At 63.2% G+C, this 25,498-nt stretch carries 25 protein-coding genes; 6 read left to right on the top strand and 19 right to left on the bottom strand.

Annotation, left to right across the window (positions count from 1 at the left end; all coding sequences use genetic code 11):
- Positions 1–14: 14 nt before the first annotated feature.
- Positions 15–911, bottom strand: a complete 897-nt coding sequence (locus AAG799_RS08660; protein ID WP_341895423.1) for a ferric reductase-like transmembrane domain-containing protein — start codon at positions 909–911, stop codon at positions 15–17.
- Positions 912–926: 15 nt separating this feature from the next.
- A complete protein-coding gene (locus AAG799_RS08655; protein WP_341895422.1) occupies positions 927–3,173 on the bottom strand; it encodes a PAS-domain containing protein in 2,247 nt (748 codons plus the stop codon).
- A 194-nt stretch (positions 3,174–3,367) separates the two neighbouring features.
- On the opposite strand from AAG799_RS08655, the gene AAG799_RS08650 reads away from it, so the two are divergent.
- Positions 3,368–4,705 (top strand): flagellar hook-basal body complex protein, encoded by a 1,338-nt coding sequence (locus tag AAG799_RS08650; RefSeq protein WP_341895421.1) that lies wholly within the window; start codon positions 3,368–3,370, stop codon positions 4,703–4,705.
- Positions 4,706–4,723: 18 nt separating this feature from the next.
- Here AAG799_RS08650 and AAG799_RS08645 read toward each other — a convergent pair whose 3' ends face one another.
- From AAG799_RS08645 to gatC, 7 genes are all read right to left on the bottom strand, one after another.
- Positions 4,724–5,098, bottom strand: a complete 375-nt coding sequence (locus tag AAG799_RS08645) for a hypothetical protein (protein ID WP_341895420.1) — start codon at positions 5,096–5,098, stop codon at positions 4,724–4,726.
- An 80-nt stretch (positions 5,099–5,178) separates the two neighbouring features.
- Positions 5,179–6,651 (bottom strand): hypothetical protein, encoded by a 1,473-nt coding sequence (locus AAG799_RS08640; protein ID WP_341895419.1) that lies wholly within the window; start codon positions 6,649–6,651, stop codon positions 5,179–5,181.
- A gap of 158 nt (positions 6,652–6,809) precedes the next feature.
- A complete protein-coding gene (locus tag AAG799_RS08635) occupies positions 6,810–8,252 on the bottom strand; it encodes a hypothetical protein (protein ID WP_341895418.1) in 1,443 nt (480 codons plus the stop codon).
- 135 nt (positions 8,253–8,387) lie between these two features.
- The gene (locus AAG799_RS08630) at positions 8,388–8,990 is read right to left on the bottom strand and encodes a DUF6655 family protein (RefSeq protein ID WP_341895417.1); all 603 of its coding nucleotides are present in this window, start codon (positions 8,988–8,990) and stop codon (positions 8,388–8,390) included.
- Positions 8,991–9,080: 90 nt separating this feature from the next.
- Entirely contained in the window at positions 9,081–10,541 is a 1,461-nt protein-coding gene (gatB, locus tag AAG799_RS08625; RefSeq protein ID WP_341895416.1) for an Asp-tRNA(Asn)/Glu-tRNA(Gln) amidotransferase subunit GatB, read from the bottom strand.
- Between the two features lie 3 nt (positions 10,542–10,544).
- Positions 10,545–12,023 carry an Asp-tRNA(Asn)/Glu-tRNA(Gln) amidotransferase subunit GatA gene (gene gatA, locus AAG799_RS08620; RefSeq protein WP_341895415.1) on the bottom strand — a complete coding sequence of 493 codons (1,479 nt, stop codon included), beginning with the start codon at positions 12,021–12,023 and terminating at the stop codon, positions 10,545–10,547.
- Entirely contained in the window at positions 12,023–12,310 is a 288-nt protein-coding gene (gene gatC / locus AAG799_RS08615; protein WP_341895414.1) for an Asp-tRNA(Asn)/Glu-tRNA(Gln) amidotransferase subunit GatC, read from the bottom strand. Before gatC ends, gatA begins: the two co-directional genes overlap by 1 nt.
- Positions 12,311–12,419: 109 nt before the next feature.
- Here gatC and ruvX point away from each other — a divergent pair, with 109 nt between their 5' ends.
- The 3 genes from ruvX to AAG799_RS08600 are packed head-to-tail and all read left to right on the top strand — an operon-like array spanning position 12,420 to position 13,951.
- Positions 12,420–12,881 carry a Holliday junction resolvase RuvX gene (gene ruvX, locus AAG799_RS08610; RefSeq protein WP_341895413.1) on the top strand — a complete coding sequence of 154 codons (462 nt, stop codon included), beginning with the start codon at positions 12,420–12,422 and terminating at the stop codon, positions 12,879–12,881.
- Positions 12,882–12,892: 11 nt separating this feature from the next.
- On the top strand, positions 12,893–13,072 hold the full coding sequence (locus AAG799_RS08605; protein WP_341895412.1) for a hypothetical protein: 180 nt from the start codon (positions 12,893–12,895) through the stop codon (positions 13,070–13,072).
- Between the two features lie 9 nt (positions 13,073–13,081).
- Positions 13,082–13,951, top strand: a complete 870-nt coding sequence (locus AAG799_RS08600) for an LPO_1073/Vpar_1526 family protein (RefSeq protein WP_341895411.1) — start codon at positions 13,082–13,084, stop codon at positions 13,949–13,951.
- On the opposite strand, the gene AAG799_RS08595 is transcribed toward AAG799_RS08600, so the two are convergent.
- The 6 genes from AAG799_RS08595 to AAG799_RS08570 form a co-directional block, all read right to left on the bottom strand.
- On the bottom strand, positions 13,952–14,743 hold the full coding sequence (locus tag AAG799_RS08595) for an ABC transporter ATP-binding protein (protein WP_341895410.1): 792 nt from the start codon (positions 14,741–14,743) through the stop codon (positions 13,952–13,954).
- Complete coding sequence (locus AAG799_RS08590; RefSeq protein WP_341895409.1) at positions 14,740–15,801, bottom strand: dihydrodipicolinate synthase family protein; 1,062 nt, start codon at positions 15,799–15,801, stop codon at positions 14,740–14,742. Before AAG799_RS08590 ends, AAG799_RS08595 begins: the two co-directional genes overlap by 4 nt.
- An 11-nt stretch (positions 15,802–15,812) precedes the next feature.
- The gene (locus tag AAG799_RS08585) at positions 15,813–16,646 is read right to left on the bottom strand and encodes a GNAT family N-acetyltransferase (protein ID WP_341895408.1); all 834 of its coding nucleotides are present in this window, start codon (positions 16,644–16,646) and stop codon (positions 15,813–15,815) included.
- On the bottom strand, positions 16,633–17,697 hold the full coding sequence (locus AAG799_RS08580) for an NAD-dependent epimerase/dehydratase family protein (RefSeq protein WP_341895407.1): 1,065 nt from the start codon (positions 17,695–17,697) through the stop codon (positions 16,633–16,635). The genes AAG799_RS08585 and AAG799_RS08580 overlap by 14 nt, the downstream gene beginning before the upstream one ends.
- Positions 17,694–18,494, bottom strand: coding sequence for an ABC transporter permease (locus AAG799_RS08575; protein ID WP_341895406.1), 801 nt, complete (start codon positions 18,492–18,494; stop codon positions 17,694–17,696). Before AAG799_RS08575 ends, AAG799_RS08580 begins: the two co-directional genes overlap by 4 nt.
- Before the next feature lie 75 nt (positions 18,495–18,569).
- Positions 18,570–19,244, bottom strand: a complete 675-nt coding sequence (locus AAG799_RS08570; RefSeq protein ID WP_341895405.1) for a TetR/AcrR family transcriptional regulator — start codon at positions 19,242–19,244, stop codon at positions 18,570–18,572.
- A 115-nt stretch (positions 19,245–19,359) separates the two neighbouring features.
- On the opposite strand from AAG799_RS08570, the gene AAG799_RS08565 reads away from it, so the two are divergent.
- Both AAG799_RS08565 and AAG799_RS08560 read left to right on the top strand, forming a co-directional pair.
- Positions 19,360–20,358, top strand: a complete 999-nt coding sequence (locus tag AAG799_RS08565) for an ABC transporter substrate-binding protein (protein WP_341895404.1) — start codon at positions 19,360–19,362, stop codon at positions 20,356–20,358.
- Positions 20,359–20,540: 182 nt separating this feature from the next.
- The gene (locus AAG799_RS08560) at positions 20,541–21,791 is read left to right on the top strand and encodes an MFS transporter (RefSeq protein WP_341895403.1); all 1,251 of its coding nucleotides are present in this window, start codon (positions 20,541–20,543) and stop codon (positions 21,789–21,791) included.
- Here AAG799_RS08560 and AAG799_RS08555 read toward each other — a convergent pair whose 3' ends face one another.
- From AAG799_RS08555 to AAG799_RS08540, 4 genes are all read right to left on the bottom strand, one after another.
- Complete coding sequence (locus AAG799_RS08555) at positions 21,792–22,316, bottom strand: OmpA family protein (protein ID WP_341895402.1); 525 nt, start codon at positions 22,314–22,316, stop codon at positions 21,792–21,794.
- Between the two features lie 184 nt (positions 22,317–22,500).
- Positions 22,501–22,887, bottom strand: a complete 387-nt coding sequence (locus AAG799_RS08550) for a nuclear transport factor 2 family protein (protein WP_341895401.1) — start codon at positions 22,885–22,887, stop codon at positions 22,501–22,503.
- A gap of 107 nt (positions 22,888–22,994) precedes the next feature.
- On the bottom strand, positions 22,995–23,414 hold the full coding sequence (locus AAG799_RS08545; RefSeq protein WP_341895400.1) for a cytidine deaminase: 420 nt from the start codon (positions 23,412–23,414) through the stop codon (positions 22,995–22,997).
- A 5-nt stretch (positions 23,415–23,419) separates the two neighbouring features.
- On the bottom strand, positions 23,420–25,498 hold a 2,079-nt coding region (locus tag AAG799_RS08540; RefSeq protein ID WP_341895399.1), incomplete at its 5' end, for a valine--tRNA ligase.

Below are 25,498 nucleotides of genomic sequence, written 5' to 3'. Positions count from 1 at the left end.
GGAGGCTCTCGCTTTTATGAACGACGGGCCTTCATTGTGGCGAGTCCGGCTGCCACTGTCACCCCTGTCGCCGCCAGCAGAACCCATATTCCCGGCCGCAATCCCATCTCGATATTCAGATTGGCTTCCAGCACGCGCGGAACCACGGCCGTACCAATCTTCCAGCCGAAATACGCCGCCTCGCCCGCCACGGTGACGGCCGTGGCTGCAAGCCCGAGCAGCACCAGGGCCCAGAGCGGCAGAACCGCGCCTTGCGGTTTCAGATAACGCCACAGCCGGTAGCCGAGCAGCCATGTGAGGAAGCCGATCATCAGCAGCGGCTGGGAAATATCGGCCTTCACCTGGAGAAAGAAATGCCAGGCGCCTAGGATCGCCGCGGGAAACACCAGCCAGTGCAACCGCTGCCAGCGGCGGCTGCCGAGGCGCCGAATCATGCCATCCGTCGAGGTCGCGAGCAGCAGCGACAGCCCGACCAGCGCGGACAGGCCGATGATCAGGTAATTCGCCTTGGCGATTTCAGTGACGATCTTGTTCAGGTCGAAGGCGTGATTGGCGGTGTAGAGAATGAAATGCGCCAACAGGTAGAGCGCCGAGGCCACACCGATCATGCGGCGGATCAGCGCAAGCCGGCCGCGCCGCAGGATCTGCCGCAGCGGTGTAACGAACAGTGATACCAGCAGCAGCCGGATACCCCAGTTGCCGGTCTGCAGGATCAGCTCGGTCAGCGGTCGCGGGCCGAGATCGTGCTGGCTGGTGCGCCACAGCAGCCACAGCGCCGGCAACAACAGCAGAGTGAATACAACGGCCTTGAAGGGCGCGAAGCGGCCGGCCGGTCCCTCCTGCCAGGGCCAGCCGCGCTTCCAGCCGGGAACGGGGGCGCGGGCAGAAACGGGGATTCCTGAGACGTTCATGGCTGCCGATATAGCTCAGGTCGTCGCGTCTTGCGGAAAACTTATCGTGAAGCGCGTGCCCTCGCCCAGCCGGCTGGACACCGCGATGGTGCCGCCCAGAACCTGGCTGACCAGATTATAGACGATATGCAGGCCGAGGCCGGTGCCGCCCGTGCCGCGCCGGGTGGTGAAGAAGGGATCGAACACGCGGGGCAGATCGTCGGGGCCGATGCCTTTGCCGTCATCGCGGAACTCGACAACGATGCGGCCTTCGCGCGGCCGGCTTACGGCGATGGTCAGCAAGCCCGGCTCGGCGCGCCCGTCAAAGGCATGCTGCAGGGCATTCATCAGCAGGTTGGTGACGATCTGGCCGAGCGCACCGGGGCGATTGCGGATCATCAGATTGGGTTCGCAATCGATCTCGACCCGATGCGACGTGCGGCGCAGCGCCGGCGCGAGGCTGAGCAAAATTTCATGCAGGTATTCGCCAAGGCCGAACTGGCGTACCTCATCCGTGGTCTGGTCGGCCGAGACCTGCTTGAAGGCCTGGATCAGCCGCGCGGCCCGCGTCAGGTTGCCCTGCATGATGCGCGTCGCCTCGGTCGCGGTTTCAAGGAAATCCTCAAGATCGCTGCGCTTGAGCTGGTCTTCCTTGAAACTGCGGGTCAGCTGCTCGACTTCCTCCGACAGATGCGAAGCGGCCGAAACGCCGATCCCGAGCGGTGTGGAGATTTCATGGCTCATGCCGGCCACCAGAGAGCCGAGCGAAGCCATCTTCTCGGCCAGAATCAGATTGGCCTGCGCGCCGCGCAGGTCGGCCAGGGCGCGTTCGGCCTCTTCCTTGGCGCGGCGCAGTTCATCTTCCATCCGGCGCCGCGCCGTGATGTTGGTGCGCACCACCACCAGATCGCCGGACGGCGTCACGCGCTCATGCACCAGGAACCATTCGCCCGCCGTGGTGCGGATTTCGATCATGCGTTCCGGGATATGGCGCCGCGAGGTGGTGACGGTCTGGGTATTGCCGGTTTCGCGCTCGTCGCGGCTGAACACGCCGCGCTCATAACCTTGCGCCAACAGCTCCTCAAAGGATTTTCCGATCGCCTGCTCGGCCGTGAGGCCATACAGTGCCGCAAACCGGCTGGAGCAGATCGCGATGCGATCCTGTGAGTCATAGATGGCAAAGCCGTCACCGGCCACCTCGACCGCATGGCGCAGGCGGCGGTTCAGCGCATAGCGCTCGGTCGCATCGAAAATGGTAACGGCAACCGACTTGTCGGGCAGCCGGTTCAGCGTGAATTCCAGGATCTTGCCGGTCGCCGCATGCCGGGAGGCGGCGATGGTGCCGGCGCCCCGCAACAGGCGGTCGATGTGATAACGCACGTCGCTGAGTTCCAGATCGCCGAAATCACGGCGCTGCAGCAGAAACCGCATCAGCGTTTCATGCGTATCGCCCGGCCGCAATGCACCAGGCGGCAGCGCCAGCAATTCAGCGGCGCGCCGGTTGATGCTGTGAATCTCACCGCCGGGATGAAACAGGATAACGCCAACCTGCAGCGCATCCAGTGCCCAGGCCTGGTATTCATTGCGCTTGCGGCCTTCCTGCCGTGCCAGCGTCAGGGCGTCTGTAACCCGCCGGGCCTCCTCGCGGGCGAGGAAATTGCGCCGCCGCTCGAGCTTGAACTGCCGCATGCCGATCAGACCAAGTCCGTTGCCGATCAGCAGGAACAGGATCACGCTGATGATGGTATAGCTTTCCACCGGCAGCCAGAGCAGCGCGAGAATCACGGTGCCGACGCTGACATAGGTCGCATTGGCGATCACCGCCTGGGCCGGACAGGGCACAAGCAGGAAAAACACCAGCAGATAGCCGAAGGCCAGCGTTCCCGCATTCAGTGCCGGGGGCGCGCCGATCACCCAGGTCATGAAGGTGAGCGTGGTCAGGCTCGCCATGCCGACGCCGGCGATGATATCGAGCATGGCGATGGCAGCTGCCCGCCGTACCAGAACCTGGAAAACCACGCCAGTGAGCAGGCCGACACAGCGCACCGCCGCATCAAGCCAGAAGGACAGGCCTGGGCCCATGATCAGGTATTGCCGGATGACCAGCAGGAAAAAGACCGTGGTGGCAGCGATGCCGCAGGCGTGCAACAGCGTGCGGACGGCTTCCAGCCGCTGCTGCCGGTACATCTGCTCCACGCGCCGGTCGCGAAACTCGCCGGTCCACAGAAACAGGCGGCTGTCATCGACAGTCTGAAGCAAGGATGATGGTGGCGGTTGCAGCATCGACCGGATTTACCCTCGGCACATTATGACCACCGCCCCGGTCCGGGGGAAGCCGCAGGGCAATTATTGCCTAGCGAAGGGCCTCTCCGGTAGCAGTTTTTCGCATTTATTTCAGAAACATAGTGACCAACCTGAGTTGGCATGGCGCTTGCTGAACACCGGCCAAGACGATTCTTTTGAGCAGGAGTCCTGCCATGACCTTCTTCGGCGCCCTCGGCACCGCTGTCCAGGGCATCAATGCCCAGGCGGCGGCCATCGGGCATATTTCCGACAACGTCGCCAACGCCTCGACGAACGGCTACAAGCAGGTCAACACCATTTTCAGTGACCTGGTCACGAACAAGGTGATCGGTGACAGCGCCGGTATCGACTCAAACCGTCATATGGGTGTGTCGGCCAATGCACAATTCGGCAACCGCCGCCAGGGCGCCATCGTCAGGGACAGTTCGAGCACCACTTCAATCGCCATCACCGGCAACGGCTATTTTCCCGTATCCAAGCCGACTGGCTTCGACCCTGTGACCCGCGAACCGAACGGTTTTGAAGATACCGTCTATTATACGCGCCTGGGCGATTTCCGCCTCGACAATTCAAACCGGCTGGTGAACTCGGCAGGCTATTATCTGCAGGCCGTGACAACGACAGCGGGCCAGACCGTCGCGGCCGGAACCGCGCCGGAAGATTTCGTTATCGACACCACAGATATCGATCCGGTTGCCACCAGCAACGTTTTCTCCCAGATCAACCTGCCGGCGACCGCCCTGGTCGGCAAGCAGGTGACCACCGGCATCGGCGTGGTGGACGCTAACAGCAACGAGCAGAATTTCCAGGTCATCTGGACCAAGACCGCGGCCGACACCTGGGACATCACCATCAACACGACGCAGGCGACGCCAAGTTCGTTTGGCCCGGTCACCGCCACATTCCTGAACGGCACACTCAATACGCTGACCTCGAGCGACCTGAATGTCGCCGTTACGGCGGCCGGCGATGCCACGCTGACCATGAGTGTCGATTATGGTCCCGGCGCGCAGAATATCGTTCTGGATATCGGCGACTTCGGCGGTGGCTTTTCCAGCAATGCGACCAGCAGCACGACGCAGTTTGCCGGTGAAACCCGCGAAGCTTCCAATATCGGCCTGACGCAGAATGGCCTGCTGGGCGGTGAGTTCCAATACATCTCGTTCAGGGAAGACGGACAGATCACCTACAATTATGCCAACGGCCGCAGCCAGACCGGCGGCCAGGTCATGCTGGGTAATTTCCGCGAGCCAGACAAGCTGGATCGGCTGGACGGCACGACTTTCATCGCCAATTCCGACTCAGGTTTGGTGCGGTACGGTGCGCCGGCCGACCCGGACAGCACCACGGGTGCTGGTACCCTGGTCGCAGGCGCCCTGGAGGCCTCCACTGTCGACATCGCCGAGCAGATGACGAGGCTGATGGTGGCGCAGCAGGCCTATTCGATGAATGGCCAGGTGATTTCGGCCGCCGATGCCATGCTGTCCCGCGCCGTCGACATGAAACGCTGACGATAGCGCCGCCCGGCTCTAACCGGTTATGCAGCGCGTCTGTTTGCCCTGGATGGAATAGCGGCAGGTCAGTTCCCGGTTGCCCGGGCGTGTCATCTTGAAAATATCGCCTTCCATGCGACGCACCGCGTAGCCGTTGGAAAACTGCAACCAGCCGAAGCTGTCGAAATAGGCCGAGATGCCGTTGGAAAACAGCAGGTCGCGACGGCGGTTTTTCTTTACCGTGACCTTGGCGCCGAATTCCAGCGTGCCGTCGTCGAATTCCTTGATCACCAGATCATTGCTGCACAGCGCCTCTTTCGGATTGTCGGTGAGGCGGCACCCGAAGGCCGGGCCTTCGGCCGGCGGCGTACTGATCAGGACGGCGAAGATAGTGGCTTCCATCAGGTTCATGGGTTCCCGACTCCCGGCGCGATTCCCGGCGCGAGTTTAGCATAAACAGATTCCGGTCGGGGCGACCGGATCGCGGGATATCAGCCGCCGAAATACGCCTTGATGCGCTGCTGGGTCGGAATGTCGCTGCAGACATAACGGGCCGCCACCAGTCCGTCGCTGACGCGCAGGACTTCCGCCTCGGCGGTGAAGTCCAGGGTGACCAGGCTGTTGCGGATTTCCACCGCCACCGACAGCTTGCTGCCGACCGCCAGTTTCGCGGTGACCGCCGGCGAGGCCGGGCCGAACAGCAGGCCGACCGGGCTCCAGTTGCGCAGTCCCATCCGCAGGCCGCGTACGATCACGGCGTCCTTCGGGCCGCCGGTACCACGCTGGCTGCTGCGCGTGCCGGCGGGTTTGACCACGCTGGCCAGCTGGTTGCGGAACTGCTCCTGCAGGCGGCTCTTGCGCGGCTCGGGGATATCGACCTCGGCCAGCGCGCTGGAAACCGCGGCGGCGATCGTGCCGAATTCCTCGCGCCCGGTCTGCGGCCCGACGAACTGCGTCTTGAAATCGCGGTGATCCATATAGTGGGTCACGATACCCTGCAGCTCGAAGCGCGCATTGCCATCCTCGATCTCGCGATACAGCCGCAGCAGGAAGAGCAGCTTGCGACTGATCTCGGTTTCGCGGGCGAGGATCGGATTGAGCAGGTCGGGGCTGGCGAAGCGGGTGAACCGCCGCGTCATGCTGGCGCTGATCGCTTCGTCGCCGGCAAACATCTGCACATCCTGCAGCTTCTGCTTCAGCTCCAGCATGGCCTGCCATTCGCCATGCGGCTCGCTGTGATACAGCGTCGCGGTGCCGTTCAGCATCTCAGCCAGCCGGGCCCGCACCGCCTCGGTGCAGCGCGGCAGATCCTGGCTGGCGAACAGGCTGCGCAGGCGGCGCAGCAGGGCATGACTCTCGGCCGGCATTTCGCCGCCGGCGAGGCCGATGCAGACCGCGATCATGCGGCGGCGATTGGCATTCTCGCCGAACAGCACCGGCGCCGCGGGCTGCAGGCGCAGGATTTCTGCCAGCGTCTGGTCGGCCAGGCTGTGGCATTCGCTGCCCGGCGTCACATGTTCCAGCATGTCGAGACAGAGTTTGGCCCGCGCATCCCAGGCGGCATTCTTGGCCAGCAGGCGGGTGAAGGCCACGCCGCCACGCACCCATTCATCCAGATTGCGGCCGCTGAACACGCCCTGCTGGTTGGCCTCGGCAAAGCCGGGATAGGCGGGCAGAGTCGCCGCCACGGTTTCGACGCGCTGCATGGCGGCTTCGGCAATCGCCGTCAGCTCCTTCATGCGTTCGCTGACCGGGCGTTTGGTATGCTGGCCCTGCAGCAGCGCGATGCGTTGCAGGATCTCCTGGAAGCGCGCGCCGTCGTTGAGCAGCACGCGGTGCTGGGCCGGGTCAAAGAGCAGATCGGTGGCCGTGATGCCCTGCCGCTCCAGATAGCCGCGGGCGACCTGGAAGATCAGTTCCCGGGCCGGATCGGCAAAGGTATCGGCTGCGGTTTCACAGAACATCGAATGGGGCGGTTTCTAGGGAAAGTTGGGCTTTGGCTTAACCCGCACCCCTGCCCCACGCAACCGTCAGCGGTGTCGGGGCCGGAAATACTACCCACGCATGCTTTGCGGTAAATGAAACACTAGTTCGCCTGATGGTCGGCGCAGCCCGGCAGCATTCAGTTGGCGAAATACTGCCTTATGCGCTGCTCGATGGCACTGTCAGTGCAATAGTAGCGCGCCGCCACCAGACCATCGGTCGCGCGAATGATGTCGGCGGAGGCGTCGAAGCGCAGATCGATCATCTCGTTATGCACCTCGATCGAAATTTCCACGGTATCCCCTGCCTTGAAACCGCCGGACACCGGGCCGAACAGAACGCCCAGCGTGCTCCAGTTGCGCAGCGCGATCCGCTGTCCGCCCATGCAGACCGCATCGTTCGGACCACCCATCACGCGCGGATCGCGGCGACGCTCGGCCAGTTTCTTGATCTCCAGATACTGTTTCTCGATGCTGGCGCGGAAGCGGTCGCGGCGATGCTCGGGCAGTTCGGGATGCTTGAGCGCCGCCTCGATCGCCTGTGCCAGTGCCGACATATCCTCGATACTGGTTCCGCTCTCGACGAACTGGGTGTTGAAATCGCGATGTTCGAGATTGAAGGTCAGCGCCGTCAGCAGATCGCGGCGGGCAAGGCCGTCCTGCACCTCGGGATAGAGCTGCGCCAGATAGATCACTTTTCTGCCATAGGCCGGGATCTCGGCCAGCGTGCGGTTGAGCTGTTCGGCCTGGGCCAGGCGGAGGAACCGCTTGCCCAGGGCCTGGCGCAGAACCGGGTCCTCGGCCATTGCCGGTAACGCCAGGAGGCGCTGTTTGAGATTGAGCAGATATGGCCATTCGGCAAAGCCGGCTTCGGCAGACAGCAGCCCGGGCTGATCCAGCGCCTGGGAAATCCGGTCGCACAGGGCATCACCCAGTCCGCTGGCGGCATCGGCATCCAGCAGACGGCTGCGCAGACGGGCATGCAGCGGCAAGCCGGGCGGGGCCGCCGGATCGATCATGGCCAGGCAACCGTCGATCACGCTGCAGGGCGCTGCACCGAAGCCGAAAGCCTCGCCGGCCGGCTCCAGACGCAGCAGTTCGGCCAGGGTCTGTTCGAGCAGCGCGGCAATCTCGGCTTCCGCTCCACTCTCCAGCAGATCAAGACAGAGATCGATCTTGCCGCCCCAGTCCTGGCACTCCGCCAGCTTGGCGGCAATGATGATGGCGGTGCGGACAAATCCGCGATCCGCCGTTTCAGTGCACAGCCGGCTGAGCGCGCTGCCGGTCAGCTCGAAGTCGGAGGGTGTCTGGCGGGTCAGGCTGTCGATCAGGCGCATCGCCTGGCTGACCATGGCATTGAGTTCGCGGCGACGGTCGAGCACCGGCTGGCGGGTTTGCTGCGACTGCAGGGCGGCCGTGCGCTGGATGGCGTCGGCCAGACGATTGCCCTCGTTGGTGATATGGCGCTGGCGCGCGCGGTTGAAGACCAGCTCCGTGCTGGTGGCGGTTTCCTGTTCGAGATAAGGCTGGGCCAGCCGGAAAATCAGCTCCCGTGCCGGGCCGTTGAAAAGGTCCATCTCCACAAGGCAAAAACTATCCTGGTCGCGCATAATTGCCGGTTCTCCAGCGCAAAAAATTGCACGCCCATGATCCCGGCGGAACGTTTAAACTTGATTACATCGCGCCAATCGGCCGTAAATCGGCCCATCTTCCCCGCCTCAATCCCCGATCCAGTGTGATTTCTCCGCATCCGGCATCAGATCATTGCTGCCCCAGGAGAAGAAGATCAGGGCGGTCCATTCCCTGCGGTTGGAGAAGCCGTAGACCGGATCGAGCGACTGCACCAGCTTGCCGCTCTTCGGGTTATAGGCCGTTGCCGCCAGCTTGATCACGCCCTGCTGGTGGCTGCGCTTGAACAATGCGATCTCCGGCACCTGCAGGCCGACCAGCGGCACCGGAATCGCCGGCGTGCCGAACAGCATACGGTCGCCATCCACCGAGATTGCGCCGATGCGCGGCTCGACCACCAGTTCCGCCTCCTCCTTCTTGTCGGTTACATCGCCACCCTTGCGCAGGATGCGGTCGCGGATCGCGCTCAGCAGGTATTTGCTGTCGGTGCCCTCGACGAAAGCACCATCGATGAAGACCCGCGTGCCCGGTTGCAGGGCGAAGGCGAGCTTGTCGGCGGCGCGGTCAGCGGCGGCGGAGAACAGCAGCTGCTCAGTGGCCGAGCGCGGCGGTTCGGTTTCACGCTTGGAGGAACAGGCGGTGAGCGTCACCGCGAGCAGAGCGACGCCGACAAGAGTGTGTGCTTTCATCATGCCTGCTTATCATCAGACAAAATGGGCAGAAAAAAGGCCGGAACTCTGCAGCCCCGGCCTCGTTTCACTCAAGCGTGGCGGCGTAGTTTGTCAGCCCGCCAGCTTCTTCTTCAGCATTTCATTCACCGCAGCCGGATTGGCCTTGCCGCCCGACGCCTTCATGGTCTGGCCGACGAAGAAGCCGAACAGCTTGTCCTTGCCGGAGCGATACTCGGCCACCTTGTCCGGGTTGGCCGCCATCACCTCGTCGATCACCTTTTCGATGGCGCCGGTATCGGTGACCTGGCGCATGCCCTTCTCTTCCACGATGGTGGCGGCATCCTTGCCGGTTTCCACCATCAGCGCGAAGACATCCTTGGCCAGGCGGTTGGAGATCGTGTTGTCGGAGATGAGATCAATGAGCCCGCCGAGCTTCTCGGCAGTGATGACGAAATCCTCCATCGACTGGCCCGACTTGTTGAGCAGGCCGAAATACTCGGTGATCACCCAGTTGGCCGCCAACTTGCCGTCGCGGCCCTTGGCCACCTTCTCGTAGAAGTCGGCCGACTCCTTCTCGGCCACCAGCACGGAGGCATCGTAGGGACTGAGGCCCAGCTTCTCGATGAAGCGCGCCTTCTTCTCGTCGGGCAGTTCGGGCAGCGTCGCCTTGATGCCATCGACCCAGTTCTGTTCGAATTCCAGCGGCATCAGGTCGGGATCGGGGAAGTAGCGGTAGTCATGCGCTTCTTCCTTCGAACGCATGCTGCGCGTCACGCCCTTGCCGGTGTCGAACAGGCGGGTTTCCTGGTCGATCTTGCCGCCGTCTTCCAGTATCTCGATCTGGCGGCGGGCCTCATACTCGATGGCCTGCTGCACGAAGCGGACGGAATTGACGTTCTTGATCTCGCAGCGCGTGCCCAGCGGGCCGCCCGGCTTGCGCACGGAGACGTTGACGTCGGCGCGCATCGAGCCTTCGTCCATATTGCCGTCGCAGGTGCCGAGATAGCGCACGATGGTGCGCAGCTTCTTGAGATACAGCCCGGCCTCTTCCGAATTCCGCATGTCTGGCTCGGAGACGATTTCCATCAGCGCGACGCCGGAGCGGTTGAGATCGATGAAGCTCTCGCGCGGGCTCTGGTCATGCAGGCTCTTGCCGGCATCCTGTTCCAGATGCAGCCGCGTGATGCCGATCTCGCGGGTGGAGCCATCGGGCATGTCGAGCAGCAGCACGCCCTTGCCGACGATGGGCTGCAGATACTGGCTGATCTGGTAGCCCTGCGGCAGGTCGGCGTAGAAGTAGTTCTTGCGGTCGAACACCGAATGCAGGTTGATCTGCGCCTTCAGGCCAAGGCCGGTGCGCACCGCCTGCTCGACGCAATAGGCATTGATCACCGGCAGCATGCCGGGCATCGCCGCATCCACCAGGCTGACCTGATGGTTCGGTTCGGCGCCAAACGTGGCGTCGGCACCGGAGAACAGCTTGGACTTGGAGGAGACCTGGGCATGCACTTCCATGCCGATCACGATCTCCCACGCACCCGTGGCACCCTGGATATAATCTTTCTCGGCCATGACTTAAGCCTCCCACCAATGGAAAGGCTTCGCCGTGTAACTGGCGGCCTTTTCGAGGCTACGACCCAGACGCAGCAACTGCGCCTCCTCAAACGGCTTGCCGATCAGCTGCAGGCCCAGCGGCAGTCCGTCGCTGGACAAACCCGCCGGCACCGACATGCCGGGCAGACCGGCCAGGCTGGTCGGCACGGTGAACACGTCGTTCAGATACATGGTGACCGGATCGTCGTTCTTCATGCCGATCGGGAAAGCCGCATTCGGCGCCGTCGGCGTCAGGATGGCGTCGACGCGCTGGAAGGCCTGTTCGAAGTCCTTCTTGATCAGCGTGCGCACCTTCTGCGCCTTGGTGTAATAGGCATCGTAATAGCCGGCCGACAGCACATAGGTGCCGATCATGATGCGACGCTGCACCTCGCGGCCGAAACCGGCGCCGCGCGTGTTCTCGTACATCTCGGTCAGATCCTTGCCCGGCACGCGCAGGCCGAAGCGCACGCCGTCATAGCGCGCGAGATTCGACGAGGCCTCGGCCGGGGCGACGATGTAATAGGTCGCCAGCGCATAATGGGTATGCGGCAGGTTGATATCGACGATCTCGGCGCCGGCATCCTTGAGCCACTGCTTGCCCTGTTCCCACAGCGCGGTGATCTCGGGGTTCATGCCATCCATGCGGTATTCGCGCGGAATGCCGATGCGCATGCCCTTCACGCCGCCTTCCAGGTTGGCGGCGTAATCGGGCACCGGGCGATCCACCGAGGTGCTGTCCTTGGGGTCGAAACCGGCCATGGCCTGCAGCATCAATGCGCTGTCGCGCACCGTGCGGGTCATCGGGCCGGCCTGGTCGAGCGAGGAGGCAAAGGCGACGATGCCCCAGCGCGACACGCGGCCATAGGTCGGCTTGATGCCGGTGATGCCGCAGAGCGAAGCGGGCTGGCGGATCGAGCCGCCGGTATCGGTGCCGGTGGCGCCGAGCGCGAAGCCGGCAGCCACAGCCGCCGCCGAACCGCCCGAGGAGCCGCCGGGCACCAGCTTGGTGCCATCCTTGGCGCGCCAGGGATTGACCACCGGGCCGTAATAGCTGGTCTCATTTGACGAGCCCATGGCAAATTCGTCGAGGTTCAGCTTGCCCAGCATCACCGCGCCGGCCTTCCACAGGTTGGCCGTGGCGGTGCTTTCATATTCCGGGTGGAAGCCATCGAGGATATGGCTGGCCGCCGTGGTCAGCACACCCTGGGTGGCGAACAGATCCTTGATCGCCAGCGGGATGCCGTCCAGCAGACCGGCCTCGCCTTTCGCACGGCGCGCATCGGCGGCTTTGGCCATCTCCAGCGCCTTTTCGGGCGTCTCGGTGATCATGGCATTCAGCGGCTTGGCCGCCTGCATCGCCTTGATGCTGGCCTGGGTCAGCTCGACCGCGGTGAAGTCTTTCTTCGCCAGGCCATCAAGGGCGCTGGCAATGGTGAGGGCATCGGGATTGACGGTCATTACTCGACCACCTTCGGCACCGTGTAGAAATCGCCCTGGCGCTGTGGCGCGTTCTTCAGCACGGCTTCCGGCTTGCCGCCATCGGTGACCGCATCCTCGCGCTGGCGCAGCTTCATCGGCATCACCGAGGTCATCGGCTGCACGTTGTCGGTGTTGACCGCCTGCAATTCCTCGACAAAGGAAAGAATCCTGTTCAGCTCGGAGGCCATGGCCTCCAGCCGGTCCGGCTCCGTCTTCAGCCGGGCGAGCTTGGCGATTTTCGCCACTGCCGCTGTATCCAATGACATGCGCTGTCCGTTCCGTGGTGGTAAACTCGGGGAGAATCCCTTGAAATAGCGGCGGAAAGTATCATTCGTGACCGGCTCCGGCAACCCTGCCTCACCACCGGCTAAGTCCTTGTTCAAGCCGGCAGAAGGCCCGATCCGGCTGCCGCCCGGCCAACGCTTTCTCGGTCTCGATCTGGGCACCAAGACCATTGGACTCGCGCTGTCGGACACCGGCCACCGCATCGCATCGCCCTACCAGACCCTCACCCGCAGGAAATTTAGTGCGGATGCCGCGGAATTACAGCGCATCGTCGCCAAGGAAACCGTCGCCGCCCTGGTGCTCGGCCTGCCGATCAACATGGACGGCACCGAGGGGCCGCGCTGCCAGGCGACGCGGGCCTTCGCCCGCAACATGAGCCAGCTGATGCCGCTGCCGATCGCACTGTGGGACGAGCGCATGAGCACCATGGCGGTGCAGCGGATGATGACGGATGAGGCCGACCTCAGCCGGGCGCGCCGCGCCGAACTGGTCGACAAGCTGGCCGCCAGCTACATCCTGCAGAGCTATCTCGACTGGGTCGGCGGACAATAAAGGAGAAGCAAATGGATACTTTATTAGATTGGGCTGTGAAGAATTTTGAGTGGATTTTTGGAGGTATTGGAGTAGCAATCATTACTGGGCTATTTTCCTTATTCAGAAAAAAGACTGCAGTACAAAAACAAAATGGCGGCGCCAACTCCATCAACATTCAATCTGGTGGCGATACAACTATTAAGAAATGAAAAAAAGCCATGAAACAAGAACAAGAAGGCGGCGATAAGTCTGTCAATGTTCAAGCCGCTGGGAACATCCTTTTAAATAGTCTTAGCGCGGCTGATGTTCGAGTCATCGCAGAGTTAGTCTTTGAAAAAAATCTCCCCCAGATGCTTGAAGCGGCAAAAGCTGAAGCCAAAGAAAATGCTCAAAAGTTTTTAAACGAGCTAAGTAAAAAAGCAGCGGACAAACTAACGCCTGAAGAAATGGCGATCTTCAGCACAGCTGATATGCAATACGCTCTGACACATGCCGTTATCCAAGCTTCGAGAAAAGACGTCCCAGAAAAATCTACCCTATTGGCATCACTTATAATTGAAAAAGCTAAATGCTCTGGTGGAGTTAGAGATATCGCGATAACGCAGGCGATTGAAATTTCCGCAAAATTAATAAAACCTCACTTCTCTCTTTTAGCCTTTGTTTATGTCACTCGCCACATAACCTGGGGGTGGACTGATTTCGAGGCCGTAAAAAGTGGTGTTAAAAATACTATAAAAAACTTTTCCGATTTGACCTTAAGCGGAGATGGGATGGGCATCCTAATTAGTATGGGATGCGCATCCCATGAAGTAACCTTTGGAAAGCTCCAAGACCAAGTTAATAAGAGATATGAGAATGTTCTGCCTAAGAAATTCAACGATAAATTCGGAAGAATGTCAGATAAAGATGGCGAGGAATTTTGGGCAAGCTTTGATTTAACAACTGCTGAGCTCGAGTTCATAAATACATATAATAAGTCAGGGGCGTCTTCACTTTTTTTAACGCCAGTCGGTAAAGTAATAGCGCTCTCTTACATGCAGACTCAAAATTTAATTGATTACGACTGGAAGCTATTGATAACCGACTAATCACTCCATCCCGAGCAGGCGGTAGATCCGCTTGGTATAGGCGCCGAACTGTTCGGTGGTCTTGATATCGAGCTTGCGCGGGAATGGCAGGTCGATGGTGAAGAAATCGGCCATGCGGGCCGGGCCGGCCGTCAGCACCGCACAACGCGAGCCGAGGAAGACCGCTTCCTGGATGCTGTGGGTAACGAAGATGATGGTCTTGCGGCTTTCCTGCCAGATGCGCAGCATTTCCAGGTTCATCTTCTCGCGCGTCAGCGCATCCAGCGCGCCAAACGGCTCGTCCATCAGGATCAGCTTGGGGTCATGCACCAGGGCGCGGGCGATGGCGGCGCGCTGCTGCATGCCGCCGGAGAGTTCGTAAGGATATTTGGTCTCAAAGCCGGCGAGGCCGACCATGGCGAGCAGGCCGCGCGCACGCTCTTTCGCCGCCTTGCGCGGCAGGCCGAGGATATCGGCGGGCAGCAGCACATTGTCGAGGATGGTGCGCCATTTCAGCAGCAGCGCCTGCTGGAACACCATGCCGACATCGCGGCCGGGCGTGAAGACACTGTCGCCGCCGATCTCGACCGTGCCGCCCGCATCAGCCTGATGCAGGTCGGCGAGAATCTTCAGCACCGTGGTCTTGCCGCAACCCGAAGGCCCGACCAGCGAGACCAGATCGCCCTCCTCAACATCGAAAGTGACATCGGACACGGCGATGAAATCCTGGCCGCGCCCGCGATAGGTCTTGCGCACATTCTGCAGGTGGATCAGCGGCGCGCCCGGCGCTGTGGCAACCTGGAGCGGCATCATGACAGCCACCGGTCCAGATTGGCCTTGACGAAGGCATCGTCGGACAGATCGGCATGCTCTTTGCTCACGCGATCCAGCAGCGCGGCCTGCCCCGGACTGAGGCCTTCATGCGGATCGAGACACCAGATACCCTCCAGCAGGCCCTGACGGCGCAGGATTTCATGGCAGCCGGCGATGCAGCCGTGGAAATCGTTGGCGACGTCGAAGAAGGCGGCATTGCAGTCGGTGACGCGGGCATCGAGGCCGAGCAGTTCCGGCGACACCGCGCCGGCCGCCACGGCGGCATGCGCCTTCGCCAGCAGCGTCACCGCCTGCTGCGTCCAGACCGACCAGTGGCCGAGCAGGCCGCCGACGAACCGCAGGTTCACGGTTTCGTCGCCGCGCTTCACTGTGAAGGGAATGGTGAGGTCGAGCACGATATGGTCGTCGTTGCCAGTGTAGAGCGAGATGCGGTTTTCCGCCCGCGCCGCCGCCACACCGCGCATCACGTCCAGCGTGCGATAACGATGGAACGGCGCCACCTTGATGGCGATGACATTGTCGATGCTGGCAAAGCGGCGCCAGAATTCGGCATCCAGCACCACGCCGCCCACGGCGGGCTGCAGGTAGAAACCGACCAGCGGGATCTCGGCCGCCACCGCCTCGCAATGGGCGATGATGGCATCGACGCCGGCGTCTTTCATGGCGGCGAGGCTGAGCAGGCCGGCATGATAGCCGAGCCCGACTGCGGTCTGCGCCTCTTTCACCGCCTGCGTGGTCTTGCCGGCCAGGCCGCCGACCATCACCAGCGGACGGTCGGTCCAGGCTTTGGCGTCTTCCATCGCGGCTGACAGCACCGGCTCATACAGCCCGACATCGCGGATGGCAAATTGCGTGGTGTGCACGCCGACCGCCAGGCCGCCGACACCAGCATCGACATAATAGCGGCTGAGCGCGCGCTGGCGCTTGCGGTCGAACTTGCGATTGGCATCCAGCGCCAGCGGGTGCGCCGGGATCACCGTGCCCTTGCGCAGGCTGGCCAGAACCTCTGCCGGCAGTTTGGAATGATGCAGACCCATGCTGATACCCTCTACCCGAATTCCGGACCGGCGATGACAAAGCTGCGGGCCGGATCGCCGTTGGCGTTGCTGCTGTTGAAAGCCATGCGGCGGAAACCGCGCTGGATGGTGAAACCGCGCCGCTGCAGCTCGCCGCCCAAACCCGCCCAGCGATCCGGCACATCGAGGAAGACCGGACCCGCCACATGGTCGAGGGCCGCTTTCAGCAGATCGAGCGCCTGTGCCTCGCTGCCGGCGACCAGCGGACCGATCTGGGTGGCCAGCCGGCCATTGCGGGCGACAACAAACGCCTCGTCCTGCTGCCGGGCCAGCGTCGGCAGCCGTTTGATAAAACTGTGCAGCAGGGGCGCGCGGCGGGCGCCGAAGGCGGCCTCGTCCAGCGCCTGGCAAGCATCGGCATCTACCGGCATCGCGCTGCTGCCCTGCCCTGCGCCCTCCAGGCCTGCGCCCTGGCCCTGCCAGCGGGTGATGCCGAAGACCGGCTGGAAGCCGAGCGGCAGATAGACCTTTTCACCGGCCGGCGTGGCATCGAGATACGGGATGCGGCCATCGCGCTGCAATTCGCTGATGCAGTGCCGCAGCAGCAGGCTGCCCATGCCGCGCTGCCGCTGCGCCGCCGTCACCAGCACCATGCTGATCCAGGCGAAATCGCCATAGGGCAGGATCGCGGCGGTGGCGACCGGCTGGCCATCGCCAGCGCGACAGGCGAAGACGCGGCCCTGGTCGAGGAAAATCCGCCAGTCCTCCACGGTCTGGTTCCAGCCGGCCTCGGCCGACAGCGCCAGCGCCGCCGGCAGGTCGGCGGTATCAAGACGATCGATATCGAGCGTCTTAATAGGTGCCATCACGCACCTCGAAATGGGTCGGCTTGCCCAGGCTGCGGCCGCTGCGCGCCACCCAGTCGGCCACCCAGTCCAGCATGCTGGCGAGCGGGATGCGCGGATAGCCGAACAAGCGCGCCGCCTCGGCGGCATTGTTGAGCCAGGCGGTCGGGGCTTCCTGGCCGGTGATCTGCGCCGTTTTGCCAAAGCGCTGGGCGAAGCTCTCGGCCAGCCAGCGCACGGCGATGGTTTCCGGCCCCGTCACATTCAGCGGCGAGGTCGGCACGGTGGCGGCCTTCAGGCAGCGCAGCGCCTGCGCATTGGCGTCACCCTGCCAGATCACGTTGACATGGCCCATGGTGACATCGACCGGTTCGCCGCGCAGCACCAGCTGCGCCACGTCATGCAGCACGCCGTAGCGCAGGTCGATGGCATAGTTCAGGCGGAACAGCCGGCCCGGGGTTTTGTGAACCTGCGAGAAATGCTCGAACATGCGCTCGCGGCCGATACAGGACATCGCATATTCGCCAGGCGGATTGGGTTCCAGCTGCTCGGTGGCGCCCTGGCTGTCGGTGGCGACGAAGGGATAAACGCAGCCGGTCGAGAAGGCGACGATGCGCGCGGCTGCAAAGCTTTCCGCCACCAGCGCCGGCACATGGGCATTCATCGCCCAGGTCAGCGCCTGGTTGCCGCTGGCGCCGAATTTGCGGCCGGCCATGAAGATCACATTCTTCACGCGCGGCAGGTTGGCGACCGCGGCGCGGTCCATCAGGTCGGCAGCGATGGTCTCGACGCCATGGCTTTCCAGGCCTTCCTGCAGGCCCTTTTCGCTGAAGCGGGCGACGCCGATGATGCGCTTGCCCGGCGCTGCGCGCTTGGCCAGCCGCGCCATGGTCGGGCCCATCTTGCCGCCGACGCCGAGGATCATGATGTCGCCGTCCAGCGCGTCCAGATCGGCAGCGAGCGAGCGGCTCGGGCGCGTCATGAACTCTTCCAGCGCCGCCTCGTCGGCGAAGCCGGCCGGCAGCGCGCTGTCATCGAGCCAGAGGTCTTTCTTCACATCGAGCTTGGTCATGACGCGATCCTCGCATCCTTGCGGATAAGCAGATGCTCGAGCAGCAGCACCAGCAGGTACAGCGCGATGCCGAGCAGGGTGATGACGATGACGGCCATGAACATGGCCGGGGTATCGAGCGAGGCCTGCACCTGGATCATCAGGTAGCCCAGGCCCTTGTCGGACGAGATGAATTCGCCGACCACGGCGCCGGCGACGGCCAGGATCGCGGCCACCTTCATGCCGGCGAAGATGTAAGGCAGCGAACCGGGCAGCTGGATGTAGATGAAGGTCTGCCAGCGCGAGCCCTTCAGCGATTTCACCAGGTCGAGCAGGTCGGGCTCCACTTCCTTCAAGCCGCGCACGGTGGTGAGCAGGATCGGGAAGAAACAGAGCGACAGCGTGATCAGGATGTTGGTGCCGATGCCATAGGAGAACCACACGATGATCAGGGGCCCAAGCGCCACCTTGGGGATCATGTTGAGCGTGATGAACAGCGGGAAGACCGCCAGCGTCAGCAGCCGCGACCAGGTGAACAGCAGTGCCAGCACCACGCCGGCCACCACCGACAGCAGATAGCCGCCGTAGATTTCCTGCGCCGTCACCCAGGTGTTGCTGAGCCAGGCGTAATTGGTTTTCGACAGGGTGGCGAAGATGGCGCTCGGCGCCGGCAGGATGAAGGCCGGCAGCTTGGTCGCGCGGACCAGGATTTCCCACAGGATGATGGCGGCGACATGGATCGCGAGGATGGCCAGCCAGCGCCAGTACGGCCGGGCTTTCGGCTTGTCCTGCGGCGTCTCCGGTTCCGTGGCGGCCATGTCGTCTCCCCTGTGACTCGGTGCAAGCCTAGCAGGCGGTTGAATCTTAATCAACCAAACAGTTGATTGATTGCGCTACGGCCGCAAGGCGCCCATGGCAAAGGCAATGATATGCCGGCGCCGCTCGGCCACGACCTTGGGCGTATCGAGCGCGCGGCCGAAAATCGCCGACAGCGTGCGGTTATTCGAGAAGAAGAAATACGACAGGCCGGCAATCGAAATGTAGAGCTGCACCGGATCGAGGTCGCGGCGGAACACACCGGCTGCGGCGCCGCGTTCGATGGTCTCCTGCATCAGGCTGACCAGCGGCGAATGCATCTGCTCCAATCGCTCCGAGCCGCGGATATGGCGGGCTTCCTGGCGGTTTTCGTCATTCAGCAGGGCGAGGAATTCCGGGTGCTCAGCGAGATAGTCGAAGGAAAAGCCGATCAGCCGCTCCATCGCCGCCAGCGGCGGCAGGTCGCCCAGATGCAGCGCCTTTTCGCGCTCGCGGATCTCGGCATAAACGGTCTCCAGGGCAGCGGCGTAAATCTCATCCTTGCTGCCGAAGTAATGGTAGACGAGCTGCTTGTTGACCCCGGCGCGCTGGGCGATCTCGTCGATCCGGGCGCCGGCCAGGCCCTTGGCGGCGAACTCGGCCACCGCCGCCCGCAGCAGCGCCGCCTTGGTCGCCACCGGGTCGCGGCGGCGCTCACTGCCCTCTTCCCGGGCTTCCCGGGCCGAAATGCGGTCTGATGCGGGGTTTGCCATACGCGTACCTTATCATCCAACTAGTTGATTAATTATTGACCGGTTCGCGGCCGTCTGGCTAGAGTTTCGTCCAGACCCGCCGCCCGGCGGCGACTCACAACGGAGGGGAACCATCATGACAGTCCGCGGAATTCTTGCCATTGCGGTTGCAGCCGCCCTGCTGCCGGCCGGGGGCGCATTCGCCCAGGCCAAGGACAAGGTCAACCTGCTGCTGAACTGGGTGCCGACCGCCGACCATTCCCCCTACTACTACGCCAAGGCGCAGGGCTGGTACGACCAGGCCGGGCTGGATGTGAATATCGAGAGCGGCAAGGGTTCGGGCGTCTCGGCCCAGCGCGTGGGCGCCGCCAACACCGAATTCGCCATCGCCGACATGGCGACCGCGCTGGTCGCCAAGAGCAAGGGCGCCGACCTGGTGGCGGTGATGACCGTCTATGCCAATTCGCCGCAGGGCTTCTACTGGCTCAAGAGCTCCGGGATCACCGGAGCGAAAGACTTCCCCGGCAAGAAGCTGGGCAACCCGCCGGGCGATGCCTCGCGCGTGATGTGGCCGGCCTTTGCCAAGCAGGTCGGCATCGCCACCGACAGCGTCACCTTCGTCAACATCACGCCGCAGGCCAAGGTCGCCTCGCTGAAAGCCAAGGCGATCGACATCACCAGCGATTTCTACAACGAGCATGACCTGAAGGTGCGCGAGTTCGGCCCCGATCTCGGCTTCCTCGCCTGGCGCGACATGGGCCTGAACCTGTATGGCAATTCGATCATCGTGAACGGCAGCTATATCAGCAAGAATCCGGACAAGGTGGCCAAGTTCGTCAGCGTCTCGCAGAAGGCCTTCGCCGCCTGCGTCGCCGATGTCAGTCCCTGCCTGAAGGCGCTGATGGGCAGCGTCAGCGGGCTGGACGAAGCCAACCAGCGTGACCAGTGGAACCGCATCAAGGAACTGATGACGGATCCGGCCACCACCGGCGTCGCGCTCGGCGCCTTCGATGCCAAGCGCATGCAGAGCGACTACGACATGGTGAAGACCTATTTCGGCATGGAGCAGTCCTTCGATGTCGGCACCGTCTATACCAACAAGTATCTCGACACCGCCGTGAAGATGAAGAAATGAGGCGCAGTCCGTAAACACGGACCGCAAAGACCGGGCGCGGGGCCATAAACCCCGCGCTTTTTTATGCGGCAGATATTCCGTAGCAGGCGTTTTTGCTGGCCCATCGGCCATTCTCTGCTACCCTGCTTTGAACCGGCGACACAGCCGGAGGAAACGCATCCGCTCCCGTTCCGCAGGCCCAGATGACCGATTTCGCCCTCCCCGCCGGCAACCCGTCCTCCATTCCGAATCGCGACATCAAGGTGATGGCGCTGATCAGCGTCGCGCATGGCTGCAGCCATTTCTTCCAGCTGGTGCTGCCGCCGCTGTTCCCGTTCCTGCGCGAGGATTTCAGCGTCAGCTATACCGAACTCGGCCTGGTGATGACGCTGTTCTATGTCACCTCGGGCGTGCTGCAGACGCCGGCCGGCTTCCTGGTCGACCGTATCGGCGCGCGCAACGTGCTGATCGGTGGCCTCGCCATCTTCTGCACCGCGATCCTGCTCTATGGCCTGGCGCCGAGCTACTGGCTGCTGCTGCCGGTCGCCGTGCTCGCCGGTATCGGCAACAGCGTGTTCCATCCCGCCGATTTCTCGATCCTCAATGCATCCGTCGACCAGAAGCGGCTCGGCCGCGCCTATGGCAGCCATACGCTGGGCGGCAATCTGGGCTGGGGCCTGGCACCGGTGCTGATGGCCGGCGGTGCCGCCCTGTTCGGCTGGCGTGCCGCGCCGATCATCGCGGCCCTGGTGGGCTATGCCGTGCTCGCCGCCCTGCTGATGAACCGCGACCTGCTGAAGGAAGATGCCGGTGCCGCCCGTCGCGCCGCGGCAAAGGCCGGCGAAAAAGCCGAAGCCCTTGGCCCGCTGCTCACCCTGCCGGTGATGATGTGCTTCGGCTATTTCCTGCTGTTGTCCTTCGCGCTGATCGGCACGCAGAACTTCCTGCCGGCGACATTGGCCGCGCTCTACGGGACACCGCTGACGCTGGCGACCACGGCGCTGACCGGCTTCCTGCTCGGCGCCTCGGCCGGCGTGATGGTGGGCGGCTGGGTGGCCGACAAGGGCGTGAAACTGGAAGCCATCGTCATCACTGGCCTGCTGGGCGCCGCCGGCCTGATCCTGGTGGTGGCCAACCTGAACCTGCCGGCCGCAGCCCTGGTGGCGGCGATTGCTGGCGCCGGCTTCCTGCAGGGCTTCACCACGCCATCGCGCGACCTGATCGTGCGCGGCGCGGCGCCCAAGGGCGCCTCGGGCCGCGTCTTCGGCTTCGTCTATTCGGGGCTGGATGCCGGCTCGGCCACGGCGCCGCTGGTGCTGGGCCTGTTGCTGGATCATGGCCGCGCCGACTATGTGCTGTGGTTCGTCGCCGCGATGCTGGCACTTACCACGCTGACGGCAGTCGCGATCCGGCAGAGTTCGACCCGGAAGGCAGCAACCGTCGCTGCAGAGTAATCACTCGCTCCAGGGCAGAAGGAACGTGGTGGCATAACGCGCTGGCCGCTCCACCGTCGAAAGCAGGCGCGGGTTGTTCGGCCGCTCCGCCACCACCACGATAATCTTGTGCTCTTTCAGCAATGCGCCCTGCGCCAGCAGGTAGTCGCGTACCGCCTCGGCACGGCGCCGCGCCAGTTTACTGGCCTCTAGCGGCAGGGATTCTTCCTCCGGATCAGCATAGCCATAAATCCAGACCGGGGCATTCGGCAGGCGCCGCAGGGTTTCGGCCTGCACGTCAAGACTGGATACTGCGTCAGGCGTCAGCGTGCTGTCGCCGGGCGCGAAGCGTACGCTGGCATGCTCGGCCGGCAGGGTGGTGCGATGCTGTCGAACCACCGGCGGAATGGTCATATTGCCGGTCTTACGGTCTACGATGCGGTCGGACACGCGGTCCATGGCGCGGCATTCTTCGGCAGCCAAAACAATGCCAGCGGCAACCGCAATGACGCTGCTCAAGCTCAAGGCCCAGTAACGGAGACTCATGTGCCCCCCTGTCCAACCCGGCAACAACATGTCGCAGGATTATGGCAGAAGTCGGGCGCCTAGTCCTGCACCGTGCAGCTGGGGGACGATTTGCACCAGCCGCGCACACCGCCGGCGAACATCGACGCCGGGTCCGTGCAGGCCGATAGCATCAGCAGAACCGCAAGGATGGTGACTGCGCGCATTACGAGGCCAGCGTCTCGGCCACGAAGGTCTTGCTGATCACCTGCCAGCGGCCGTCGAGCTTGATCAGGCTCAGATAGTCGGTGAAGAAGCGCGGCAGGATCGCGCAGTTCAGCTTGACCAGCGCGGTGTTCGGTCCGGTGATATCGACCGACAGGATGCGCTCATGCTCGCGGCCCTGGCCATTGGCCTTGGGCGACGGCCGGCTCTCGACTGCCTTGCACCAGTCCTCGCGCGGCATGTTGACCAGCTTGCCATCGGCTGCCACGGCAAACAGGCTGGAGGCCGGATGGAAGGACTGGCGCAGCTTCGCCGTGTCGCCTTCGTAGAGTCCGTCCAGATAGACCTGGACGATGCTGAGAATATCGTTGACCTGCGCGTTGCTCATGGGTGCCTCCTGCTGACAGCAGCAGAGCAGCGACCCCATGCAGGGTCAAGCGTGAGAATGCACCCCGACAATACGGGGGTTAAGGCTGCCCGGCTGCGTCAGCAGCCTTACGGCTGCCGGTGATACTTGAGCGGCAGCAGTTCAGACGGCGCATAGGCTTTCAGCCCGCCGGCCTCGTCGGCCAGCAGCACACGCGCATCGGGTGCGAAGTCGCGCAGCATTTCGCGACAGATGCCGCAGGGCGCCACCACCTGGATCGTCTGGTTCTGCTCGGTCGGGCGCGGATGACGCACGGAGACGATATCGGTGATCGGGTCCGCAGCGCCGATCTGCGCCATCGCCTGCCCCACTGCGACCGCCTCGGCACAGACCGAGGCACGGCCGACATAGGTATCGAGATGCAGGCCGGTGACGATCTTGCCCGACTGCGTGCGCAGGGCGGCGGCGATATGGTGCCGGCCGACGGCATAGCGCTGCCGGATCAGCGCCATGGCGGCATCGAGCAGTTCCTGGTCGGCCGGGGACATCCTGGTCAGCCCAACTGCTGCAGCGCGTCGGCCAGCTTCTCGGCCAGCGAGGACTGCGCGGTGCGACGCTCATGCTGCTCGTCCACCACCGCCTGCGGCGCGCGCGCCATGAAGGTGGTGTCGGCCAGCTTGGCATCGATCTTGGCGATCTCGGCCAGCGCCTTGTCGCGTTCCTTGCCCAGGCGCTGCTTTTCCTTGGCGATATCGATCACCTCGGCCAGCGGCAGCACGAAGGTGGCCTCGTCGATGACGATGCGGGCCGAGCCCTGCGGTGCGGTCTGGTTTTCCGTCATCGTCTCGATGCGGGCGAGCCGCTTGATCGGATCGGCATGGCGGGCCAGCCGTGCGGCGGTCTCGGCATTGCCGCCATTGGCGATCATGGCGATCTTGGCGCCGGCCGGCACATTCAGCGCCGCACGGGCCGCACGCACGCCATCGATCAGGCGGATCAGCCAGTCGATCTCGGCTGCCGCTGCCTTGTCCTCGGCCCGCGCGCCGTCCCTGGGCCAGTCGCGCAGCATCAGGTAGCCGCCGGGGGCGCCATACAGCTTGTCCCACAGCTCTTCGGTGACAAACGGCATGAAGGGATGCAGCAGGTGGATCAGCTGCCGCAGCACATAGGCGCAGGTCGCCTGCGTCTCGGCCTTCAGCGCCGCATCCTCGCCGGTCAGGGCAGGCTTGATCAGCTCCAGATACCAGTCGCAGAAACTGCCCCAGGTAAAGTGATACAGCGCACCGGCCGCTTCGTTGAACTTGTAGGCAGCGAGTGCGGCTTCGACATCGCGCGCCGCCTTGCCCAGCTCGCCGATGGCCCATTTGTTGACGGTGCCCTGTACGCTTTCCGGCTTGAACTCGGCTGGCAGCGCACAGCCGTTCATCTCGGCAAAGCGCGCGGCATTCCACAGCTTGGTGGCGAAGTTGCGATAGCCCTCGACGCGCTGCTCAGACATTTTAACGTCGCGACCCTGCGCGGCGAAGATGGTGAGCGCGAAGCGCAAGGCATCGGCACCGTATTTGCCGATCACATCCAGCGGGTCCATCACGTTGCCCTTGGTCTTGGACATCTTCTGGCCCTTCTCGTCGCGGACCAGGGCATGGATGTAGACCGTGTGGAACGGCGCCTTCTTGGTGAAATGCAGCCCCATCATGATCATCCGGGCAACCCAGAAGAAGATGATGTCGAAACCGGTAACCAGCACATCGGTGGGGTAATGCGACTGCAGCACCGGCGTCTGTTCCGGCCAGCCCAGCGTGGAGAACGGCCACAGCGCCGAAGAGAACCAGGTATCGAGCACGTCCTCGTCGCGACGCAGCGCGACGGCCTTGCCATAATGCTTCGTCGCTTCGGCCTGCGCTTCGGCCTCGTCATAGGCGACGAACACCGTGTCGTCCGGACCGTACCAGGCCGGGATCTGATGACCCCACCAGAGCTGGCGCGAGATGCACCAGGGCTGGATGTTGCGCATCCATTCGAAATAGGTCTTTTCCCAGCTCTTGGGCACGAACTGGATGTCGCCCTGCTCCACCGCCGCGATGGCGGGACGCGCGAGCACTTCGGCATTCACATACCACTGCTCGGTCAGCCAGGGTTCGATCACCACCTGCGAGCGGTCGCCATGCGGCACCATATGGGTGTTGGGCTCGATCTTCTCGACCAGGCCCAGCTCTTCGAGATCGGCAACGATCAGCTTGCGCGCGGCAAAGCGCTCCATGCCGCGATACTTCTCGGGCACGGCATCGTTCAGCTTGGCATGCTTGTCGAAGATGTTGATCATCTCGAGGTTATGGCGCTTGCCGACCTCGAAATCGTTGAAGTCATGCGCCGGCGTCATCTTCACCGCGCCCGAACCCTTCTCGGGATCGGAATACTCGTCGGCAACGATGGGAATACGGCGACCGACCAGCGGCAGGATGGCGAACTTGCCGACCAGATGCTTGTAGCGCTCGTCTTCCGGATGCACGGCAATGCCGGTATCACCCAGCATAGTCTCCGGGCGCGTGGTGGCCACGATGATGTGGGTGTCGGTGCCTTCGACCTGATAGCGCAGATACCACAGGGAAGACTTCACCTCATGCTGCTCGAC

It is taken from the genome of Ferrovibrio terrae (genome assembly GCF_943371255.1).
GTDB lineage: Bacteria > Pseudomonadota > Alphaproteobacteria > Ferrovibrionales > Ferrovibrionaceae > Ferrovibrio > Ferrovibrio terrae_B.
This window is presented reverse-complemented; position numbering and strand designations above follow the sequence as displayed.

Excerpts from the sequence above, each read along its gene's own strand:
- AAG799_RS08600 (WP_341895411.1), top strand. The coding sequence starts at position 13,082 with ATGAAACAAGAACAAGAAGGCGGCGATAAGTCTGTCAATGTTCAAGCC.
- AAG799_RS08575 (WP_341895406.1), bottom strand. The coding sequence starts at position 18,494 with ATGGCCGCCACGGAACCGGAGACGCCGCAGGACAAGCCGAAAGCCCGG.
- AAG799_RS08585 (WP_341895408.1), bottom strand. The coding sequence starts at position 16,646 with ATGGCACCTATTAAGACGCTCGATATCGATCGTCTTGATACCGCCGAC.
- AAG799_RS08660 (WP_341895423.1), bottom strand. The coding sequence starts at position 911 with ATGAACGTCTCAGGAATCCCCGTTTCTGCCCGCGCCCCCGTTCCCGGC.
- AAG799_RS08590 (WP_341895409.1), bottom strand. The coding sequence starts at position 15,801 with ATGGGTCTGCATCATTCCAAACTGCCGGCAGAGGTTCTGGCCAGCCTG.
- AAG799_RS08645 (WP_341895420.1), bottom strand. The coding sequence starts at position 5,098 with ATGAACCTGATGGAAGCCACTATCTTCGCCGTCCTGATCAGTACGCCG.
- AAG799_RS08560 (WP_341895403.1), top strand. The coding sequence starts at position 20,541 with ATGACCGATTTCGCCCTCCCCGCCGGCAACCCGTCCTCCATTCCGAAT.
- AAG799_RS08570 (WP_341895405.1), bottom strand. The coding sequence starts at position 19,244 with ATGGCAAACCCCGCATCAGACCGCATTTCGGCCCGGGAAGCCCGGGAA.
- AAG799_RS08565 (WP_341895404.1), top strand. The coding sequence starts at position 19,360 with ATGACAGTCCGCGGAATTCTTGCCATTGCGGTTGCAGCCGCCCTGCTG.
- AAG799_RS08630 (WP_341895417.1), bottom strand. The coding sequence starts at position 8,990 with ATGATGAAAGCACACACTCTTGTCGGCGTCGCTCTGCTCGCGGTGACG.
- gatC (WP_341895414.1), bottom strand. The coding sequence starts at position 12,310 with ATGTCATTGGATACAGCGGCAGTGGCGAAAATCGCCAAGCTCGCCCGG.
- AAG799_RS08580 (WP_341895407.1), bottom strand. The coding sequence starts at position 17,697 with ATGACCAAGCTCGATGTGAAGAAAGACCTCTGGCTCGATGACAGCGCG.
- gatA (WP_341895415.1), bottom strand. The coding sequence starts at position 12,023 with ATGACCGTCAATCCCGATGCCCTCACCATTGCCAGCGCCCTTGATGGC.
- AAG799_RS08545 (WP_341895400.1), bottom strand. The coding sequence starts at position 23,414 with ATGTCCCCGGCCGACCAGGAACTGCTCGATGCCGCCATGGCGCTGATC.
- gatB (WP_341895416.1), bottom strand. The coding sequence starts at position 10,541 with ATGGCCGAGAAAGATTATATCCAGGGTGCCACGGGTGCGTGGGAGATC.
- AAG799_RS08640 (WP_341895419.1), bottom strand. The coding sequence starts at position 6,651 with ATGTTCTGTGAAACCGCAGCCGATACCTTTGCCGATCCGGCCCGGGAA.
- AAG799_RS08650 (WP_341895421.1), top strand. The coding sequence starts at position 3,368 with ATGACCTTCTTCGGCGCCCTCGGCACCGCTGTCCAGGGCATCAATGCC.
- AAG799_RS08655 (WP_341895422.1), bottom strand. The coding sequence starts at position 3,173 with ATGCTGCAACCGCCACCATCATCCTTGCTTCAGACTGTCGATGACAGC.
- AAG799_RS08555 (WP_341895402.1), bottom strand. The coding sequence starts at position 22,316 with ATGAGTCTCCGTTACTGGGCCTTGAGCTTGAGCAGCGTCATTGCGGTT.
- AAG799_RS08550 (WP_341895401.1), bottom strand. The coding sequence starts at position 22,887 with ATGAGCAACGCGCAGGTCAACGATATTCTCAGCATCGTCCAGGTCTAT.
- AAG799_RS08605 (WP_341895412.1), top strand. The coding sequence starts at position 12,893 with ATGGATACTTTATTAGATTGGGCTGTGAAGAATTTTGAGTGGATTTTT.
- AAG799_RS08595 (WP_341895410.1), bottom strand. The coding sequence starts at position 14,743 with ATGATGCCGCTCCAGGTTGCCACAGCGCCGGGCGCGCCGCTGATCCAC.